The organism is Methylocystis sp., from assembly GCF_051061225.1.
Lineage (GTDB): Bacteria > Pseudomonadota > Alphaproteobacteria > Rhizobiales > Beijerinckiaceae > Methylocystis.
In genome coordinates this window covers 80,842-99,607 of the sequence record NZ_JBPFEB010000006.1, presented here as the reverse complement: position 1 = coordinate 99,607, position 18,766 = coordinate 80,842, and the positions used below count along the sequence as shown (strand labels likewise).

The window sequence follows — 18,766 nt, the reverse complement described above, 5'->3', positions numbered from 1 at the left end:
GCGCGCGCGACAGACAGAGACACGGCGCGCCGCCGGGAGCAAAAACCATGTTGACCTCGCTGAACGCCAAGAGACTCAGCATCGGCAATCTGTTCGGGGGAACCCGGACGGCGCCCCCCGGCGAGGGGTTCGGAAAGCTGAAATCCCTGTTCCGCCGGCCGCGGGCGCCCGCGCGCCCGAGGCTCGCCGCTGGGCCGCTCCCCGGCGACCTGCTGCTGAAACGGGTCGGCGCGCGCCACGCCTCCCTGCATCTGGGGCGGCTGCACGCCGCGTCGCCGCGTCCGCGCGTGGCGGCCAAGGCGCCGACCGCCGCCGCGCCCATCGCCGCGCCCGCGACGGCGGCTCCCGCGCCGTCGCCCACGCCCGCGCCGGCCGCGCCGATCGACGCTTTGTCCGCGAAAATCGAGGCGGCTCGCGGCCTTGTCGACGCCGCCGCGCGCTTCGCGGAGGCGCCGCCGCCGAAGGGCGACGTCGCCGCATGGTCGAAACATGAGGCCGCGACGACAGTTGCGCAGCAGAAGGCGGGGGCCGAGATGGAGGCCTGTCTGAAGACCGCCAACGCGCTGTTGGGCGCGGCGACGGGCGATGACGCCCAGACGCTCGCGGCGATGAAGCGCGATCTGGTCGCGCTCGGTGTGAAAACCCATTTCCCCCGACTGTTTTCGGATTTCGCGGCCACGACTTTTTCCCGGGACGAGGCGGTGGCGGCGCTGAAATGCGCCGAACGCGCCGCGCCGGGCAAATTCAAGGGCGTGCTGGCGGAAAACGCGGCGACGCTGGCGAGGCAAATCGACGCTTTCAACGCGGACGCGTCCGAAACGCCGGGCGGCGGCAAGGTCGACGCGGCGGCCTTCGGCCGCCTGCTGGGGTCGATCAGGGAGACTGTCGACGCCGCGCGCCTGCTGTCGATGGCGATGGGCGCGACCTCCGCCGAGGCGGCGGCGGCGGCGCGGCCCGCGCTGGAGGCGCTGGACGCGCTCGCGGCCCTTTGCGCCGCGCGCGCGCCGCTCGTGGCGCTGACGCAGACGCTGGCGGGCGCGGAAAGCGACTATGCGGCTGTCCAGCGGCAGGTTGGCGAGCCGGCCGTCTCGCCCTTTCCGCTGAACGCGGCCTTGCGCGCCTTCGCGGCCTGGCCGCCCCGCCTGTTCGCGGATGCCCGCTCGGACGCCCCGCAGGACCGCGCGCGCGCCGTCCGCAGTCTCGCGGCGATGGCGGGTCTCTTCGCCAGCGGCGAGACGCCGGCGCTGGCGCTCGGCCTGGACGCCGAGTTCGACAAGGCGGCGGGCGTCTTCGCCAACCGCCATTTCATGGCCCTCGCCGATGCGCGGGTGGTCGCGGATTACAAGGCGCTTCACCCGGACTGGGACCCGGCGACGCCTCCGCCTCAGGATCTCGCCGATCTGCGCGCCTCCGCCAGGACGCAAACGCGCGCCGCCGTTTTGCTGCGTCAGGAGTTGACGACCGCGAACCGGCGTCTCGAAGGGCTGCTGAAAATCCCCGCATGGGGCGGGCGGGGCGCTCTCGTCTTCGGCGAGGGCGCCGCCGGAAGCGTCGCCAAGGACGCCAATCTGCTGGCGGCGCTCGCGAAACGCAGCGGCCCCGGCGCCGGGCGCGACGCCGCCTTCCTGCTGGCGCAGATTTCGGACCTCGAAACGCGCGCGATCGCGGCGGAGCAGAGGCTGTTCGGCCTGCATGGCGCGTTCTTTTTCGCGCCGCCCGGCGTCGATGTCGGGCCGGAGAAATGGACCGGGCTGCAAAACCGTCTGATCGACGCCGGCGTCCAGCCGACGGGGCCGGAGGAGATCGAGGCGGCGCGGCGGCAGGGCGTCCCGCTCGCCGCCAATCCGGCGATCGAGGCGAAGATCGCCGCTTTCCCGGAGCCGGTGAAGTCCTATGCGCTGAGCTTTCCGCCGGACATCCGCGCCCGTTTCGGCGATCTTCGGCTGCGGCCCCTGCCCTCCCCCGATCCCGACCATCCGCTGGCCCATGTCGGCGTGACGAACAAGGACCTCCGCAAGCTCGGCCTGACGGACACGGACGCCGCCGCGCTGCGGGCGAAAGTCGCCGGGATCGCCCGCCAGGGCGTGCTCAGCATGGCCGAGGTCAAGGAGACCGTCGCGGCGGTGAACGCGGCCGTCGACAAGGTGCTGCGCAGCGAACTCGGGCAGGAGCTGATCGACGCCTCCGCCGGGGCGTCGGCGGCGGCCGAAGCCCGGCGTCTGCTTCAGGATCTGCTGCTCGACGCCGTGATCCTGCACGCCAGCGGCGCGCGGACCGCCCCCGACCTCACCGGAAATCTCGATCTCGCCGCCAACGACCCGCGCGTCGTCGCGCGCTTCACATATGCGAACGGGCAGAAGCTGCCCGAGGTGTTGGGCCAGACCGGGATTCAGGAGCTCGCGCTCGGCGCGGAGAGATATGTCGATCTGGAAATGCGGGTCGTCGACCTCGTGGAGGAGCGTCTGCGCATCCAGAAGGACAGCGACGCGGCGAAACGCTTTCTCCAGGAGCAGGCGTCGCCGGCGCCCGGCGGCCTTGGGCTGGAGATAGATTCCGACGATCCGCGCGGCCTTTCCAGCGCCAGGGCCATTCTCGGCGCCCTTGGCGCCCATCGGAGACTGGAGGCCGCGCCCGACGACGCCGATGCGCGAAAGCTGCTCGACGACAGCCTGAACCAGTTGCGCGGCTTCGACGCGCAGCGGATGCGCCGGCCCTGGACCGGCAAGATCGCCGCCATGCTCGGGCGCGGGGCGAAGCCGTCGTTCGAGGATTTGGCGCGGCTCGAAGCGGCGGCGGAAGCGATCGTCCAGGTCCGGCAGAGCGCGCCGCTCGCCCTCGACGACACGCGCCGCCGCATCGCGGCCATCGGGGGAGAGATGAACGACCTCCTCGCCGAGCGCGCCCGACATCGGGACGCGATCAGCCACGTCCGGCAACAGGCGCGCGCCGCGCTGCTCTCCGTCTGGCCGCGCGACGCCCGTGACGTCGTCGTCCGGGACGGGAAGCTGGCCGCCGGTTTCGACCCCTCCGCCCATCGCGACAAGGTGGTCAAACAGCTCGAGGCCTGGGGCCTCGACGTCAAGACCTTCGCGCCCGAGATCGATTCGGTTCTCTACGGGTCGGTGGGAAAATCCGACATCGCGTCCTGGCGCGCCGAATCGACCTTCTCGAAGCAGGGCAAGGACTATCTCAAGGAGACGGCGCCGATGCTGACGCCGCGCCGCGCGGCGCAGATCGTCGGCCATCGCGAGATGGATCGGGAGACGAAACGGGCGCTGCTGTCGCTCATCGACGGGATGCGGGACGGCGACAAGCTCAATCTCAAGACCGGCCAGAAGATCACGCTGGACAGCGGCAAGATTCCCGTGGAGCCGACCGGGCTTGCCGGCGTCCGCGCGAAGCTCGCGGGCTCCCGCATCGGCCAGTTCGAGATCGAGATGGGCGGCGACGGCTACAAGCTGAACCTGCGCGTCGGCAATGAGGGCCGCGCCTCCGTCGAGGCGGTCGTCGGACAGAATTTCGACCTCGGGGGTCCGGTCGTCCAGGCAAAAATCGAGGGCGCGGTCGGCGTCGACGGCGCGCATGCGCGGCTGAATGGCGTGTCGATCAGCTTTCCGAAATCCGACGCGGGCCGCGAGTCCCTGCTCGCGCTCGTGCACAAGATGACGGAGAATCAAGAGATTAAAATGTCCGATCTGGCGAGCGCGAGCGACGTCGCCCGGTCGCGGGAGACGCAGACCAGGGCCGGCGCCACGGCGCGTTTCGGCGCGAAGGTCGAGGCCACGGCTCGAAGCGGCGCCGGCGAGGAGAAGCAGGGCGGCGGCGCGACCGTCGATCTGGCCGCGGCCGCCGGCAAGGGCTGGAAGAACACCGATACGGGCAATATCAACAAGCGCACTCTGAAAGGCGAGGTCGAGACCTCCGTCGCCATCGGCGCCAGCGCCGGCCTCTACGCCCGACTCTACAATCCGCTCAATTACGGGACCGGACAGGCCGCGCGCGACAATGGCGCGCGGGAGAGATTCGGGAACGCTTACAATATGGAAAGCGGGGTGGGGAACACCGATCTCGCCAATATCGGCGCCTCCGCGACGTGGAACTACACGCTGAAATGGAAGACGGGCTACACCGGCGACGGGATGGTGACGTCGGGCGAAAAGGTGCGCCAGACCAGCGCGGCGTCGGGGCCGATCTTCGCCATGGCCGCCGTCATCGACGCGGGCCTGCGGAGCCGCATCGACGCGCCGAAGCCGGGCTCCCCTGATGAGGCGCTCTCGCGCGACATCGGCCTTCTGATGGGCGCGATGACGGACAATGACGTTCTCGCGGTGACCTATGGGCTCAAGGCGGACGCCATGGCGCAGGCCAATGCCCTGCTCGGCAAGGCGAAGACGCTGCGCCGCGACGGCGCCGGCCTTCAGGCCGAGGCGCTGGAGACGCGGGCGCGGTTGATCGTCGACGACGAGGCCTCCTATCACCCCACCAAGATCGCTCTGGTCGCCAACACGATCGACAAGCGTGAGAATGTCGTCGCCAATGCGCGCTTCATTCAGTGGGGCCAATTCTCGGACGGGAAGATGGAGCGCCCCGCGATGATCCTCGCCGTTCCGGCCGCGGGCTGATTCGCCGCGCAGGACAGGATCGACGCCGTGATTCGTCGCCCGCCCGCCGGCCCCGCCGCCCGGCGGCGGACGAAAATAAATCTGTCCCCACCCCCCCAAACCGGCCGTATGGTTAAGGGCCGTTAAGGATAAACGGCTTGCCGGAATCGGCGAATCGTGTGTTCTTAACGGAACAAACGGGGGTTTGGCCTCAAAAGCGTATTGGAGGAAATTATCGTGGCGGCGGCTTCCCTGCGTCGGGACATTGAGACTTCGGATGCGCGCATCTCGGCCCATGCGCGACTCCTGTCCGAGCAGTTGCAGAAGCTCGGCGAACGACTGTTTCCGCCCGACAGCCAGAAGGCGCTGCGCTCCTTCTCGTCCGGCGAGGCGGCGAAACTGCTGCATGTCTCGGACGGCTATCTGCGGCAATTGTCGCTCGACGGCGTCGGCCCCGCCCCCGCCACCACCGCCTCCGGGCGGCGGCTCTATACGCTCGCCCAGATCAACGAACTGCGCCATCACATCGCCAACGCCAAGCCGCGCGAGGCGCACAAGATCCTGCCGCGCCGGCGCGAGGGCGAGAAGCTCCAGATCATCGCCTGCGCCAATTTCAAGGGCGGCTCCGCCAAGACCACGACCGCGCTCTATCTCGCCCAATATCTGGCGCTGTCCGGCTTCCGCGTGCTCGCGGTCGATCTCGATCCGCAGGCGTCGCTCTCGGCCATGCTCGGCCTGCAGCCGGAATTCGATCTCGGCGAGGGCGACACGATCTACGGCGCGATCCGCTACGACGGCCGCCGCCGCCCGGCGCGCGACGTCGTGCGCAAGACCTATTTCGACGGGCTCGATCTCGTGCCGGGCAATCTCGAACTCATGGAGTTCGAGCACGAGACGCCGCAGGCGCTGGCGCGGGGGCTGCGTCCCGAGGGCGGCATGTTCTTCGAGCGGCTCGGCCGGGCGCTGGACGAGATCGGGGCGGACTACGACATCGTTGTCATCGATTGCCCGCCGCAGCTCGGCTATCTGACGCTCGGCGCGCTCTGCGCCGCGACGGCGCTGCTCGTCACCATTCATCCGCAGATGGTCGACGTGGCCTCCATGTCGCAATTCCTGCTGATGGCCTCGGATCTAATGGCCGTGGTGCGCAAGGCCGGCGGCGACCTCACCCATGATTTCATCCGCTATGTCATCACGCGGCATGAGCCGCATGACGGGCCGCAATCGCAGATTGTCGCGCTGCTGCGCGGCCTGTTCGGCGAGGAAGTGCTCGCGGCCACCGTGTGGAAATCCACCGCCATCGCCGACGCGGGCCTGTCCAAGCAGTCGCTCTATGAATTGGAGCGCAGCGCCGTCGGCCGCGCCACCTACGATCGCGCCATCGAATCGCTCGAGGCCGTGAACAGCGAGATTCGCGGCCTCATCCTCGCCGCCTGGGGGAGGCCCGCATGAGCCGCCGCAATCTCCTCACCAATCTGCTGGGACCGGCGCAGTCGCCCTCCCCCGCCCTTGAGACGAAATCCGCGGGCGGGCCGGCCGATGAGTTGGCCGCGGCCAACTCCGCCGTCCGCCCCCGCGCCCCCGCCGGCGCGGTGCGGGCGATGAGCCTCACCCTCGACCGCATCGAGGAGGAGTCCCGCGCGTTGCGCGTGGCTATGGCCACGGGCGCCTCCGTGGTCGAAATCGACCCGGCGGCGGTCGATCCCGCCTTTCTGCGCGACCGGCTCGCCGAGCCGGAGGGACCCGACTTCGAGGCGCTGAAGGAGTCGATCCGCCTCCACGGCCAGACCGTGCCGATCCTGCTGCGCCCGCATCCGACCGATGAGGGGCGCTTTCAGGCCGTCTATGGCCATCGCCGCCTGCGCGCGGCGCAGGAGCTGGGGATCAAGGCGCGCGCGGTGGTGCGCGTTCTCGACGATCGCGAACTGGTCCTCGCCCAGGGCATCGAGAATTCGGCGCGGCGCGATCTTTCCTTCATCGAGCGCGCGCTCTTCGCGCTGGCGCTGGAGACCTCCGGCTATGACCGGCCGGTGATCATGGCGGCGCTCTCCACCGACAAGACGGAACTCTCCAAGATGCTCACCACCGCCCGCGCCCTGCCGGCGCCGGTGGTGCGCGCCATCGGCCCCGCGCCGCGCGCCGGCCGCCGGCGCTGGATGCAGTTCGCCGAGTTGATGAAAAGCCGCGAGGCGGCGCGACGCGCCGAGATCGCTCTCGCCGGGCTTGATCCCGAGACCGATACGGACGCGCGGTTTCTGCGGGCGCTGGCCGCCGCCGAGGCGCCGGCGCCCCGCCCCGCCCCGGAGATGATTCGCCGCGCCGACGGCGCGCCGCTGGCGCGCATGAAGCGCGAGGGCGCGGCCACGGTGCTGCGCTTCGACGAAAAGGCGGCGCCGGAGTTCGCGGAGTTCGTCGCGGCGCGGCTCGCCGGGCTTTACGAGGAATTCCGTCGGCGCGACTAGCGCCGGCGGCTGTCGCCACACCAACCAGAGGAAGACGCGCAAAAGAAAAAGGCCCCCGAAACGTCACCGCCCGGAAGCCCTTCTCGATGTGTAGCAACTAAGAGAATCACACTTCCGCACATTGCTGTCAAGCGCGGCCGCCGTTCTCGGCGAGCGGGATTCTTTTGCCCGAATGAGGGCATTTCAGATGACGACGCAAACGACGACGCCCTTTGGGCGGCGGCCGCTGTCGCTCGCCGTGGTGGCGAGCCAGGCGGCGGCGCGGGCTTTCGCGCAGACGAGCGGCGGGGCAGGGGGCGCCAGCCCCGTGGTGCACAAATGGCGGCTGTTCCGGTCGCTGACCGAGGCGAAGGCGCGCCTCGGCGTCGGCGACCGCGCCTTGTCCGTGCTTTACGCCCTGTTGAGTTTTCATCCCGAGACGGCGCTGTCGCCGCCGGCGCCGGAGGACGAGACGCGCGCGGCGCTGACCGTCTTTCCCTCCAATCGCGAATTGTCCCTGCGCGCCCATGGCATGGCGGCGGCGACCCTGCGCCGGCATCTCGCCAGCCTCGTCGAGGCCGGGCTGATCCTGCGGCGCGACTCGGCCAATGGCAAACGCTTCGCGCGCCGCGCCGAGGGCGGCGACATTTCGGAAGCCTTCGGATTCGATCTGACGCCGCTGGTGATGCGGGCGGAGGAGATCGGGCGAATGGCGGAGGAGGGCCGCGCCGAGGCCCGCGCCCGCGGCCTGTTGCGCGAGAAGATCACGTTGCTGCGCCGCGAGGCCGCCAAGATGATCGAGACGGGCCTCGCCGAGGGCGTCCCCGGCGACTGGGCGGCGCTCAATCTGCGGCTGGCCCATCTGTGCGCCGAGCCGCTGCGGCTGTTGTCGACCGCGCAACTCTCGGAACGCGCAAAGGCGCTGGACGCGTTGGCGGCCGAGGCGCGCAAATGGCTGGAAAGCTTCGTTCTTCACGAAAATATGAGCGCCAGTGAGTCCCGAAACGAGCGTCATATACAGAATCAAACCACAAACCATTCCGATCTTGAACCTCGCCTTCGAGAAGGCAGGGCGGAGCCGTCCGGGGTCACGGGCGACGCCGTCGACGCCGAAAGGGCAGGGGAGGCGGAGGACGGGCCGCTCGAACGCAAGTCGCGGGGCGGGCCGTCGGCCCGGCCCTATCCGCTCGGGATGGTGCTGCAAGCCTGTCCCGACATCGCCGATTACGCCAAAAGCGGCGAAATCTCCTGCTGGCGCGATCTGATCGACGCCGCGGCCATCGTGCGCTCCGCGCTCGGCGTCTCGCCGGACGCCTGGCGCCAGGCGCTGGAGGCGATGGGAGAGGACGACGCCTCGATCGTCATCGCCGCGATCCTGCAACGGGGCGAGGAGATCACATCCGCCGGCGGCTATCTGCGCGCCCTGACCGCCAAGGCGCGGACAGGGGAGTTTTCACTCGGGCCGGTGCTGATGGCGCTGTTGCGCGGGAAGTCGGCGAAGGCGGCGCGCGAGCGGAAGAGGGCAGGGTGATGGTTGAAATCGGGTTGCGCGCGGGCGCCGCTGGAGAGAAGCGAGCCTGGCGCGTGTTGCGCTGTAATGACAGCGGCTTATATATGTCATGACACGCTTTCAGGGACAGGCGCCTATGCTGAGCATCCGGGATCCTCGTGCGGCGGAACTCGCAAAGAGACTCGCCGCTCAGCGCAAGACCACAATGACCGAGGCGATTATCGTGGCGTTGGAGAACGAGCTGAAACGGGAGCGAGAGTCGCTGCCGCTCGCCGACCGGCTTGCCCGGTTGGCGGAAAAGGCGCGACGGCTCGCCGGCCCAGAGGCGCGTGATGTCCCCAAGAATGAAATAGACGGCTTCTGGGGACAATAATGTTCGTGGATGCCTCCGCGATCGTGGCTCTCCTTTGCGGCGAGCCTGACGCGGCCGAGCTCGCGCAGCGGCTCGCCGCCGCGGAGCGCCGATTCACCTCGCCGGTGGTGAGGCTGGAAGCCTGCATGGTGCTTGCGTCGAGGCTCGATATTGCCCCATCGCAGGCAAACGCCTTGTTCGATGATTTTCTGGAAGAGGCGGATGTGTCGATCGTTGCGATCGATGACAGGATTGGAGCGCTCGCCGTCGCCTGTTTCGAGGCTTTCGGCAAAGGAAGGCATTCGGCCCGACTCACTCTCGGTGACTGCCTGTCCTATGCCTGCGCCAAGGCCTATCGCTCGCCGCTGCTGTTTAAAGGCGACGACTTTTTACAAACCGATGTCGCGGCGATCAATCCAGACGCGTCCCGCACAGAGCAAGGTCAGTAGCCGCATTCGCAGGCGGACGAATGTTTCGGCGGGGGCGGCGATTCTTGCTTTCCCGGCCTTTTTCCCGACGGCTGGGGATGGCCGGGCAGGCGTGTCTGGAGGAATTTGGCCTGGATCTGCGGGGGCGTTGCGCCATGTCCGATAAGCGCACATTATCGGACATGGACGGAAGACGACAGGTCCGGCGCATTTGACCGGAATACAGGCCGTAAAGCGCCGCGTATAGCGCCCCAGTTCGCGGAAGGCGCAACTGCCGACGCGCAACGCGCCTTCAGGACGTTCTTCGACAAATGCCAGAAATAGACGCAGCGCAGGCGCAAAGGCGCCGTCACGGATTTTCCCATCGCTCGCCCGCGACCCAGGTCGCGCGCACGGCGATCTCCAGCGGGTCGATGGCCGCCATGTCGGCGCGATAGCCCGGCGCGAGCCGGCCGAGAACGTGTTCGAGGCCCAGAAAATGCGCGGGGGCGTCCGAGGCGAACGACAGGGCGCGCTCCAGCGGGAGCCCGAGCAGCCGCACGCAATTGCGCACGGCCTGCGCCATGCCGATCGCCGATCCCGCGAGGGCGCCCTCCTGCGTGCGGCAACTGTCGTCGCGGACGGTGACGCTCTTGCCCTGAAGATCGAACGCCGCGCTGAGTCCGCCGACCGGCGGCATGGCGTCGCTCACGAGCATGGGGCGGCCGACGCCGCGCATGGCGAGGCGGAGCATGGCGGGGGCGACATGCGCGCCGTCGACGATGAGCCCGTAGAAGGCGCCGGGCGTTTCGAGCGCGGCGGCGACGGGGCCGGGCTCGCGGGCGGTCAGCGGGCGCATGGCGTTGAAGAGATGGGTGAAGCCCGTCAGCCCCTCGGCCATCGCGGCGCAGGTCTGCGCATAGGTCGCCATGGAATGACCCAGCGCGACTTTCGCGCCCGAGGCGACGAGATCGGCGATGAAGCCATCGGGCGTTTCTTCCGGCGCGAGGGTCACGAGCAGCGCGCCGGCGCGAAAGCCCCCGAGCATCCTGCGATGATGGGGCAGGGGACGCCGGATGAGGTCCGGCCGATGCACGCCGGGCTTTTCGGGTGACAGAAACGGCCCTTCGAGATGGAGCCCGAGCACGCCGGGCGTGCGCGTCTTGGCCACGGCCACGGCGTCGAGCGCCGCCACCATCTTCTCGTCGCTGTCGGTAATGAGCGTGGGCAAAAAGCCGGTCACGCCGAAGCGGCGGTGCGCCGCCGCGATTGTCAGGATCGCTTCCGGCGTCGGATCGTCGTTGAACAGAACGTCGCCGCCGCCATTGATCTGAAGGTCGATGAAGCCCGGCGCCAGCCATGCGCCGGGCGGCGCGTTGAACGCCTCGATTGACGCGGGGAGGTTCGCGCGCGCCGTCAGCGCCACGATATGGCCGCCCTCGATAACCACGGCGGCGTTGTCATGCCGATGGCGTCCGTCGAAGACGACGTCGGCGGCGACGGCGTGTCGGGCGGGAGGGTTCATCGCGTTCGCGTGATCTTGCGCAGATGACGCGGCCGGTCGGCGTCCATGCCGCGTTTGGCCGCCAAACGCACGACCATTGCGTAAAAGCTCTGGATCAGACAGATGGCGTCCGCTTCCGCATGCTCGGGGGGCAGCGCCGGGAGCCGGTCCGGCGCATGCTCCTGCGCCGAGGTGATGAAGACCGCCGCGCCTTTCGTCCGCAGATCGGCCGCCAGCTCTGTCATGCCCGCAGCCGCCGCGTCGGTCGGCGCGAACATCAGCACGGGAAAGCGCGGCGAGACCAGAGCGACCGGCCCGTGCAGAAATTCGGCCGCCGAAAAGGCCTCCGCATGGAGGTTCGACGTTTCCTTCAGCTTCAGCGCGGCCTCGCGCGCAATGGCCAGCGTCGGACCGCGCCCGATCGTGACGACGCTGCGCGCGTGAGCCAGCCCCTCCAGCAGGCCGCCCCAGTCGAGCCCGGCGGCGGCGGCGAGGCGATCCGGCAAACGGTCGATCGCGCGCGCAAGCGCCGCGTCGCGCGCCCATATCGCCACCAGTCGCGCGAGCGCCGCCGCCGATGCGATGAACGTCTTTGTCGCGGGGATGCTGAGCTCCGGACCCGCCGCCATCGGGAGAACAAATTCACAGGCGCGCGCCAACGGGCTTGCCGTGTCATTGGTGAGGCAGGCGGTCACGGCGCCGCAGCTTCGCGCGTCGGCGGCCTGTTCGACGATGTCATTGCTCATGCCCGATTGCGAAATCGCGAGAAAGAACTGGCCGGCGAGACGCAGGCGCCGATGGTAGATCGTCGTGATGTTCGGCGCGGCGGCGGCGACGGCAATGCCGAGATAGCGTTCGATCAGATGCTTGCCGAAGGTCGCGGCATGCGCGGAACTGCCGCGCGCGCAGGTGACGACGAGCTGGGGCGGCGCGCGCAGCAAGCGCTCCGCGAGCACGGGGAGGATCGCGCCGAGCGCCTCGCCCTGCCGACGCACGGCCTCCGGCGCCTCGCTGATTTCGGAACGCATTTGCGTCTCGATGACCGTCATTCGCGTCGGCTCCGCTCGCATGCTTCTCGCAGGAAGATTGAGCCTGACGCCCCGGAAGGCAAGTTTCGGCGATCTCGCGCAAGCGGCGGCGCAGAAACTTGGCTTGACGTCCTTTTCACATCTTCCATATGGCGCATGTCAACTGGAATCGCGCCCATGCGCCCGACGGAAACGGAACGACAAAGCCCGCGCTACGCCCGGATCGACGTTTGGGAGCCGGATGAGATTCTGGAGTCGATCATCGAGGGGCAGTTTTCGGCCGTCGCCGCGGTTCGCGCCGCCCGGCCCGCGATCGAGCGCGCGGGCGTTGCGATCGAGCGCCGGCTGCGTGGTCCGGGGCGACTTGTTTACGTCGGCGCCGGCACCTCCGGCCGCCTCGCCGCTCAGGACGGGGCCGAGTTGATGCCGACATTCGGCTGGCCGCAGGATCGGCTGCTGCTGCTCATCGCCGGCGGCCCGAACGCCCTGCTGCGCGCCGTCGAAGGCGCGGAAGATCAGGACGAGCAGGCCATTGAAGCGGTTCGCGCGCATGGGATCAAGGCGTGCGACGTGGTCATCGCGGTGGCCGCCAGCGGCACGACGCCCTTCACGCTCGCCTGTTTGCGCGAGGCGAAGATGAATGGCGCGCTGACGATCGGCGTGGCGAACAATCCGGGGACGCCGCTGCTGAAGGAAGCCGACCATGCGATCTTTCTCGAAACAGGGCCGGAGCCGATCGCCGGCTCGACGCGCATGAAGGCGGGAACGGCCCAGCGCGTCACGCTGATCCTGCTGTCGTCGCTCGTCATGATCCTGCTCGGGCGCGTCTATGAGGGTCTGATGGTCGACGTGCAGGCCACCAACAGGAAACTGCACCGACGCAGCGAGAAAATTCTCTCGCGCCTCACCGGCCGCGACGCCGAAGAAATCGACAGGGCGTTGCGACACGCCAACGGGAGCGTGAAGCTCGCCTTTCTGCTGTTGCAAGGCTTCGGGCGCGAGGAGGCGGAAGCGGCGCTGTCGCAGGCCGACGGCCATCTGCGTCGCGCGATGAGCCTGATCGTCGAAGGCGCGGCCGCCGCGCAACCCTCCTTGCGCGCCGGCTGAGGCGGGCGTCGGATAATCACAGACGCGCCCCCTTGCCGGCGCGTGTCGGCGGCGACATTTCGCTTGCATACCCGTGACGCCGATGACCTCCGCGACGCGCTTCAGGCCAGCCCTATCGCACGAGTCATCGGCGCCGCCCGTGTTGATCGGAAGCGGAGCAGAGTCCATGGGCGCCATCAATGGAAAGATTGCGAAACTGGCGCAGGCGGCCGTCTGCGTCCTTGCGATTCCGATCGGCGCCCCGCGATCCGCCGAGCTCCCGCCGAAGGCGGATCTGGCGCGGCCATCGCTCTTCGACCCGTTCATAGCGGGGAACGATCTCTCCGCTCCGCGTTATCAGATCGCCCGACATGTCGCGCGCCGCGTCATGCCGGCGGAGGAGGCGCCTCAGGAGCCGGAGCCCGGCGGCGCGACAGGCGAGGCGCTCGCCGCCTGCGAGAAGGGCAACGGAAAATCCGAGAGCCTGAGCTTGCCCGGAACCAAGGGCGAGATCAAACTCGATCGCTGCTATCGCGGTCGCGAGCAGCTCGTTTGCAGCCTTGCCGCGCTGTCCTTGCAGGCGAAGGCGCTCGTGCAGGATTTCGCCAGGATCGTCGAAGCGAATTATCCCGACGTCGCCAATGTCGACGCCATTTGCAGCATGGCGCCGGAGAACCTCTCCGCCCATATGGAGAAGGCCTCCACTTTCGTGGCGAGGTTCAGGGATTTGCGCAACGAATACGACCGGCGCCTCTCCTGTGTGGCGAAAGTCGAGCAATCCCTGCAACAGGTCAGCCTCGCCGATATGCCGCGTTCGGACGAAATCCTGAAATCCATGAATGACACTTTGCAGGGAGACCTGAAGGACGTCGCCGCGACACGGCAGCGGCTTCTCGATCTCGCCGAGCGGATGGATGCGTCGCAGAGGGCGATCGCCGTGATCCAGAAGATTCATCGGACCATGTGCATCGCCCAGACGCCGGAGCCGGCGAGCAGCGCGGCCGTCCAGGACAAACCGGCCACGCCGCTCGCGCCGCCGCCGGGGCCGAATTTCGTCCCGACGAAAAAATAGCCAGCTCCCACGGATAGAGACGCCCGAACAAGCGGGCGTCGCTCAAGACGGATCACCCCGATGGCGAGACCAGGGATATGTGCGACGGGAGCCGTCTGGTTGGTCTGCCTCCTGGCGTTTTGGGCGCCGCCCGCCTTCGGGCAGGAGCGGATTCTCAATGTGCTCGGATGGAATGATTACATCGACCCGGATGTGATCATGGCGTTTACCGAGGAAACCGGCGTCAGGGTGACCTACGACTCCTACACGTCGGATGCGGCGCTTGAGAAAAGCCTCGCGACCGGGAGTTTCGACGTCGTCATGGTCTCCGCGCCGACCCTTGCGAAACAGCTCGCGAGGGGCGTCTATCTGAAGCTGGATCAGACCCGGCTTCCCAACAGGACATATCTCTGGCCGGCGATCATGGAGCTGCTTTCGACTTACGACACCGGCAATCGCTTCGCCGTCAGCTACATGTGGTTCACCCTCGGCATTGCCTATAATCTCGATAAAATCCGGGAGGCCGGCGAAACCGCCACGCCCCGCCGCGCATCGGCGCGGCCCGTCGCCTCACCGACGCTCGACTCCTGGAGCGTGTTGTTCAAACGCGACTCACTTCGCAAATTTTCCAATTGCGGCGTCGGCCTCATCGACAGTCCCGAAAATCTGCTGGCGGTCGCGCGGCGATATTTGTGGTCCGACTGGTCGTCAGCCGATGGCCTGTCGCATGAGACGGACCTCAAACGCGCGGGCGACATGCTCGGCGCCGTCCTGCGCGACGTGAGAAAAATCAGCCTGTCGAATTATGTCGCGGCGCTCGCGAATGGCGAGATTTGCCTCGCCATCGGCTATTCGCTGGACAGTTACCGCGCGCGCGATCAGGCGCGGGAAGCCAAGAACGGCGTCGAGATCACCTATGTGATTCCGCGCGAGGGCGCGCCCGTGCTGATCGACAGTCTTGCTATTGTGAAGGGCGCTCCGCATGTCGCGGAAGCCTATCAGTTCCTCAATTTCCTCATGCGGCCGGACATCGCCGCCCGCAACACCGGCTTCACCCATTCCGCCAATGGCGTTCTCGCGTCGAAACCTCTGGTGGACAAGACGATCGCCGCAGACAAAGCCATCTACCCGGACGCCGCCCTCGTCGAGAGGCTGTTCGTGCCCGAAAAAACCCGCGCTCCGACACAGGACGCCTTTCTCCGCGAATGGGCGCGGATGAAATGACGGCGCCTCAGCCTGACTCGGTCAGAGAGCGCTTTCTTTTTTCGCGCGCGATCGCCTGATCGAGGGCCTGGAGAAATCGCGAGCGGTTCCCGCTCGAAAAGGGCGGCGGACCGCCGGTCGTCTCGCCGGTCGAACGGATATGCTCCATGAGCGAGCGCTGCGCGAGCGCCAGTCCGATCGAATCCGTCGTGAAGGGCCGCCCATAGGGCGCGATCGCATGCGCCTCCTTCGCCAGCGCGCGCGCCGCGAGGGGGATGTCGCTGGTGACGACCACGTCGCCGGCGACGATATGGTCGGCGATCCAGTCGTCCGCGGCGTCCGGGCCGGCCTCCACGACGATCCGCGTGATCAGCGGCGACGCCGGGATTTGCATGAAGCTGTTGGAAATCACGAAGGTTTGCAGCCCGTAGCGGACCGCGACCTTGTAGGTCTCCTCCTTCACCGGACAGGCGTCGGCGTCGATGTAGATGCGTATTGTCATGATGTCAGGATAGCACAGGCGATCCGCCGACGCAGGCTCGCGCGCACTCACGCGCATTCATTGACGGGGGCTCGCCTGCGGCGCCAAGATCAGGCCGGGCGGCGCCTGTGACCGGGCAAGCGACAAAGGCGGCGTCTCTCGCGGGGCCACAAGGCTCCCCGCGCAGAGCATGCGGGGGCAGGCCATGAAATTCAGTTTCCTGACGAAGAACCTCGACCAGCACGACTTCATTGCGCGCGCCGTCGCCGTCGTGGCGATCGTCGCGGCCGCCGTGGGGCTCGGCCTTCTGTTCTGGAGGCTGTCGATCTTTCTGCCGCTCGTCTTCGCCACGATCGTTCTGGCCGTCGGCTGGCGCGCGGCCGCGGAAAGCGTTGCAAGGCGCCTGGGGATCGGGCCGGGGCTGTCGCTCCTCGCCGTCGCCCTGGCGCTCGTCGCGGGGCTGGCCGTCGGTTCGACGGCGTTCGGCGGCCAGCTTGTCCGCCAATATGACGAAGTGGCGCTCGACGTTCCGGCCGCGATGGCGCTCATCCAGCGTCTCGTCGAGGAGCATCCCTGGGCCCGTTTCATCGAGACATTCGTTCTTGAACTCGATTACTCCAAGGCCGCGGCTCCGATCGCCCAACACATCGGCGCGGCGCTCGGATCGGTGGGCGCGGCCCTCGCCACGACGCTCGTCGCCATCATCGGCGCGGCCTATCTTTCCGCCGATCCGAAAGGGCATGTCGACGGGATTCTGGCGCTGACGCCGGCGCAACAGCGGGACAGGATGGCGGCCTTCCTCCACCGCTCGGGGGGCGCGTTGCGCCAGTGGATGCTGTTGCAATTCTATGTCGTCGCGATGAACACGGTCTTCGCCGGCGTGGCGCTGTGGGCCTTTGGCGCGCCGGCGCCGCTCGCCCTCGCGACGATCAGCGGAATGCTGGCCTTCGTGCCCTATTTCGGCTCGATGATCGCGCTTGTCGTCGGCGCTTTGGTGGCCTTGCCGCATGGCGTCGATCAGGCCGCCGCCGTTGCGATCGCCATCGCCGGAGCGAGCTTCGTCGAGGGGTATCTCATCACCCCGTTTCTGCAAAGCCGCTCCCTGAGCGTGCCGGCTGTCGTGCTGCTGTTCTGCATGCTCGCCTTCGGCGCGCTGTTCGGGGCCATGGGCGTGGTGCTGGCGGTCCCGGCGACCGTGGTGCTGGCCGTCGCCTATGATGTGATCGCGCAGCCTTCGGGAGGCTGAAGACCGTCCCGCGCCGCCAGCCGATCCCGGCGCATCGGGCGTGAAAACAGTCGACAAAGCGCCGCCGTCGGCTAGGATTCGGCCATGTCGCTTCTCGATTCGCGGTCGCCGCCGGACGCCGTTTCTCCCGCAAGGCGGCTCGCGCGTCCGCGTCGCGCCGCGCCGCCGGCGGCCGAAAGTGCGCCGCAGATCCTGCCGCTTCCGCGCTGGGCGCGGCCCTCCGGCGCCGATCGCGGCAGCGCGTTCTTCGCCGGCGCCGGGCTCGCCCTCCTCGATCATCTGCTGCGCGCCGGCCCCGACGGCGGCGAGCCCGATTTCGCGGGCTGCCTGCGCCAGCGGCTCGCGCTGCGCGCCGCCGAGAGCGGGGCGGCGCTGGCCCGGCTGCGCGAGGACGCCGCCGCGCTGCGCGACGCCCAGCATCTGGCCGGCGGCGCCGAGCCCAGCCCCGCAGGGCGCATTCACCGGCTGTTCCGGCTCTTCGCCGCCTCTCCCGCGCGCCCCGACGCGGCGGCCCTTGCGCGCGCCGTCGCGCTTCTCGGCTGGTCCGGGAGCGACGCCGGCGCAAAAGGCGAGGGGTTGGCCGAGGTCATGGCGGAAGTCTTGCGGGCGGGCGTGGCGGAGGCGCCCGATCCGCTCGCCGCCGCGGCGCAGGCCAGCGCGGCGGCGATGGAGATCTGCGCCGGCGCCCCCGACGCGGAGATTGTCGCGCTCTGGGCGGCCGACCTGGCGCTGGCGGCGCGGCTGAACTGGGCGCGGCCGGTTCCCCTGCTCGCCGCCGTCCTCCGCGATCCGGCGCTGCGGCGCGGGGCGCAGGGAGAGGCGCGGGCCAGCCGCCCGCGACCGGGGGACGGCGACTGGCCGGCGTCGCTCGCGCGCGGTTACGCGCTGGCGGCCGTCGAGGCCCATGCGCTCGCCGTCGATCTGGCGCGGCGGGCCGACCGGCTCCTGGCGGTGGCCCCGGCCTTGCGCGCCAAGGGCGAGCGCCGCGTCGTCGAGCTGCTTCTGTCTGATGACGCCGTCGCGCCGGCCGCCGCCGCCCGCGCGGGTCTCTCCGACCGCGCCGCGCGGCGGCTGTTCGACCGGCTGGTCGCGCTCGGCGCCGTCCGCGAACTCACCGGCCGCGAGAGTTTCAGGATCTACGGCCTATGACCCGTTACGCGCCGTCCGGCCGTCTCGACCGCGAACTGTCGGACCTGCCGGAGGGCATGCGCTGGCGCGAATGGATGATGCGCGCCGAGGCGGCGATCTTCGCGGCGCCCCGGCCCGTCGCGCGCGAGACGCTGGCGCGGCTGGTGGGCGACGCCTGCCGGCTCGACGCGCTCGTCGCCGACATCAATGAGGAGCTGAAGAACCGCCCCTATGAAATCGTCTTCGTCGCCGGGGGCTTTCAGTTTCGCACGCGCCCGCGCCACGCCGAGACGCTACGCGCGCTGGCCGGAACGAAAGACGCCGGGCCGCCGTCCTTCACCAAGCTCGAAATGCTGGCGCTCGCGGCCATCGCCTATCAGCAGCCGGTCACCCGCGCGCAACTGTCCCGCCTCGCCGGCCACGACATCAGCCGCGACATTCTCGGCCGCCTGAAGAGCGCCGGCGTGATCGCGCCCGGCCCGCGCGCGCCCATGCCCGGCGCCCCCATCGCCTGGGTGACGACCGCCCGATTTCTGGAAATGTTCGCGCTCGGAAGCCTGCGCGATCTGCCCGATCCCGAGGCGCTGGAAGCTGGCGAGGCGCGAGACGCGGACGAGGAGATTGAAGCCGCGCTGGACGACGCGCTCGGACTCGCGGAAGACGACGGCGACCTGGATGGCGCCGCTTGCGCGGAAGCGGAGCTGGACGCGTGAGGCGTGGCGTCGTTG

The 18,766-nt window shown here is 68.9% G+C and carries 15 protein-coding genes; 12 read left to right on the top strand and 3 right to left on the bottom strand.

Translation table 11 applies throughout. The features are described 5' to 3' along the window. Positions 1 to 47 precede the first annotated feature (47 nt). The 6 genes from ACR652_RS02455 to ACR652_RS02430 all read left to right on the top strand — a co-directional run bounded on the left by ACR652_RS02455 (position 48) and on the right by ACR652_RS02430 (position 9,353). Positions 48 to 4,622 carry a hypothetical protein gene (locus tag ACR652_RS02455; protein ID WP_434504937.1) on the top strand — a complete coding sequence of 1,525 codons (4,575 nt, stop codon included), beginning with the start codon at positions 48 to 50 and terminating at the stop codon, positions 4,620 to 4,622. 216 nt (positions 4,623 to 4,838) lie between these two features. Further along, positions 4,839 to 6,053: a plasmid partitioning protein RepA gene (repA, locus tag ACR652_RS02450; protein WP_434504936.1), complete on the top strand. Its 1,215-nt coding sequence runs from the start codon at positions 4,839 to 4,841 to the stop codon at positions 6,051 to 6,053. Continuing rightward, on the top strand, positions 6,050 to 7,063 hold the full coding sequence (repB, locus tag ACR652_RS02445; RefSeq protein ID WP_434504935.1) for a plasmid partitioning protein RepB: 1,014 nt from the start codon (positions 6,050 to 6,052) through the stop codon (positions 7,061 to 7,063). Before repA ends, repB begins: the two co-directional genes overlap by 4 nt. 187 nt (positions 7,064 to 7,250) lie before the next feature. Next, the gene (gene repC / locus ACR652_RS02440; RefSeq protein ID WP_434504934.1) at positions 7,251 to 8,573 is read left to right on the top strand and encodes a plasmid replication protein RepC; all 1,323 of its coding nucleotides are present in this window, start codon (positions 7,251 to 7,253) and stop codon (positions 8,571 to 8,573) included. An 88-nt stretch (positions 8,574 to 8,661) separates the two neighbouring features. Next, complete coding sequence (locus tag ACR652_RS02435) at positions 8,662 to 8,925, top strand: type II toxin-antitoxin system VapB family antitoxin (protein ID WP_434504933.1); 264 nt, start codon at positions 8,662 to 8,664, stop codon at positions 8,923 to 8,925. Next, positions 8,925 to 9,353 carry a type II toxin-antitoxin system VapC family toxin gene (locus ACR652_RS02430; protein ID WP_434504932.1) on the top strand — a complete coding sequence of 143 codons (429 nt, stop codon included), beginning with the start codon at positions 8,925 to 8,927 and terminating at the stop codon, positions 9,351 to 9,353. Before ACR652_RS02435 ends, ACR652_RS02430 begins: the two co-directional genes overlap by 1 nt. A gap of 328 nt (positions 9,354 to 9,681) precedes the next feature. Here ACR652_RS02430 and nagA read toward each other — a convergent pair whose 3' ends face one another. Further along, positions 9,682 to 10,836, bottom strand: a complete 1,155-nt coding sequence (gene nagA / locus ACR652_RS02425; protein WP_434504931.1) for an N-acetylglucosamine-6-phosphate deacetylase — start codon at positions 10,834 to 10,836, stop codon at positions 9,682 to 9,684. Next, the gene (locus tag ACR652_RS02420) at positions 10,833 to 11,864 is read right to left on the bottom strand and encodes an SIS domain-containing protein (protein ID WP_434504930.1); all 1,032 of its coding nucleotides are present in this window, start codon (positions 11,862 to 11,864) and stop codon (positions 10,833 to 10,835) included. The genes nagA and ACR652_RS02420 overlap by 4 nt, the downstream gene beginning before the upstream one ends. A 156-nt stretch (positions 11,865 to 12,020) precedes the next feature. Here ACR652_RS02420 and ACR652_RS02415 point away from each other — a divergent pair, with 156 nt between their 5' ends. The 3 genes from ACR652_RS02415 (at position 12,021) to ACR652_RS02405 (ending at position 15,204) form a co-directional block, all read left to right on the top strand. Beyond that, the gene (locus ACR652_RS02415) at positions 12,021 to 12,950 is read left to right on the top strand and encodes an N-acetylmuramic acid 6-phosphate etherase (protein ID WP_434504929.1); all 930 of its coding nucleotides are present in this window, start codon (positions 12,021 to 12,023) and stop codon (positions 12,948 to 12,950) included. Positions 12,951 to 13,116: 166 nt separating this feature from the next. Further along, positions 13,117 to 14,001, top strand: a complete 885-nt coding sequence (locus ACR652_RS02410) for a hypothetical protein (RefSeq protein WP_434504928.1) — start codon at positions 13,117 to 13,119, stop codon at positions 13,999 to 14,001. A 99-nt stretch (positions 14,002 to 14,100) separates the two neighbouring features. Continuing rightward, positions 14,101 to 15,204, top strand: a complete 1,104-nt coding sequence (locus ACR652_RS02405) for an extracellular solute-binding protein (RefSeq protein WP_434504927.1) — start codon at positions 14,101 to 14,103, stop codon at positions 15,202 to 15,204. Between the two features lie 7 nt (positions 15,205 to 15,211). Here the strand turns inward: ACR652_RS02405 and ACR652_RS02400 are convergent, their stop codons facing one another. Next, positions 15,212 to 15,685, bottom strand: a complete 474-nt coding sequence (locus ACR652_RS02400; protein WP_434504926.1) for a YaiI/YqxD family protein — start codon at positions 15,683 to 15,685, stop codon at positions 15,212 to 15,214. A gap of 184 nt (positions 15,686 to 15,869) precedes the next feature. On the opposite strand from ACR652_RS02400, the gene ACR652_RS02395 reads away from it, so the two are divergent. The 3 genes from ACR652_RS02395 to scpB all read left to right on the top strand — a co-directional run bounded on the left by ACR652_RS02395 (position 15,870) and on the right by scpB (position 18,751). Continuing rightward, positions 15,870 to 16,910 carry an AI-2E family transporter gene (locus ACR652_RS02395; RefSeq protein ID WP_434504925.1) on the top strand — a complete coding sequence of 347 codons (1,041 nt, stop codon included), beginning with the start codon at positions 15,870 to 15,872 and terminating at the stop codon, positions 16,908 to 16,910. 84 nt (positions 16,911 to 16,994) lie between these two features. Beyond that, a complete protein-coding gene (locus tag ACR652_RS02390) occupies positions 16,995 to 18,059 on the top strand; it encodes a DUF1403 family protein (protein WP_434504924.1) in 1,065 nt (354 codons plus the stop codon). Then, positions 18,056 to 18,751: an SMC-Scp complex subunit ScpB gene (gene scpB / locus ACR652_RS02385; RefSeq protein ID WP_434504923.1), complete on the top strand. Its 696-nt coding sequence runs from the start codon at positions 18,056 to 18,058 to the stop codon at positions 18,749 to 18,751. The genes ACR652_RS02390 and scpB overlap by 4 nt, the downstream gene beginning before the upstream one ends. Positions 18,752 to 18,766: the final 15 nt, after the last annotated feature.

Coding starts and splice junctions, on each gene's coding strand:
- repC (WP_434504934.1), top strand. CDS start 7,251: ATGACGACGCAAACGACGACGCCCTTTGGGCGGCGGCCGCTGTCGCTC.
- nagA (WP_434504931.1), bottom strand. CDS start 10,836: ATGAACCCTCCCGCCCGACACGCCGTCGCCGCCGACGTCGTCTTCGAC.
- scpB (WP_434504923.1), top strand. CDS start 18,056: ATGACCCGTTACGCGCCGTCCGGCCGTCTCGACCGCGAACTGTCGGAC.
- ACR652_RS02390 (WP_434504924.1), top strand. CDS start 16,995: ATGTCGCTTCTCGATTCGCGGTCGCCGCCGGACGCCGTTTCTCCCGCA.
- ACR652_RS02430 (WP_434504932.1), top strand. CDS start 8,925: ATGTTCGTGGATGCCTCCGCGATCGTGGCTCTCCTTTGCGGCGAGCCT.
- ACR652_RS02420 (WP_434504930.1), bottom strand. CDS start 11,864: ATGACGGTCATCGAGACGCAAATGCGTTCCGAAATCAGCGAGGCGCCG.
- ACR652_RS02395 (WP_434504925.1), top strand. CDS start 15,870: ATGAAATTCAGTTTCCTGACGAAGAACCTCGACCAGCACGACTTCATT.
- ACR652_RS02400 (WP_434504926.1), bottom strand. CDS start 15,685: ATGACAATACGCATCTACATCGACGCCGACGCCTGTCCGGTGAAGGAG.
- ACR652_RS02410 (WP_434504928.1), top strand. CDS start 13,117: ATGGGCGCCATCAATGGAAAGATTGCGAAACTGGCGCAGGCGGCCGTC.
- repB (WP_434504935.1), top strand. CDS start 6,050: ATGAGCCGCCGCAATCTCCTCACCAATCTGCTGGGACCGGCGCAGTCG.
- ACR652_RS02455 (WP_434504937.1), top strand. CDS start 48: ATGTTGACCTCGCTGAACGCCAAGAGACTCAGCATCGGCAATCTGTTC.
- ACR652_RS02435 (WP_434504933.1), top strand. CDS start 8,662: ATGACACGCTTTCAGGGACAGGCGCCTATGCTGAGCATCCGGGATCCT.
- ACR652_RS02415 (WP_434504929.1), top strand. CDS start 12,021: ATGCGCCCGACGGAAACGGAACGACAAAGCCCGCGCTACGCCCGGATC.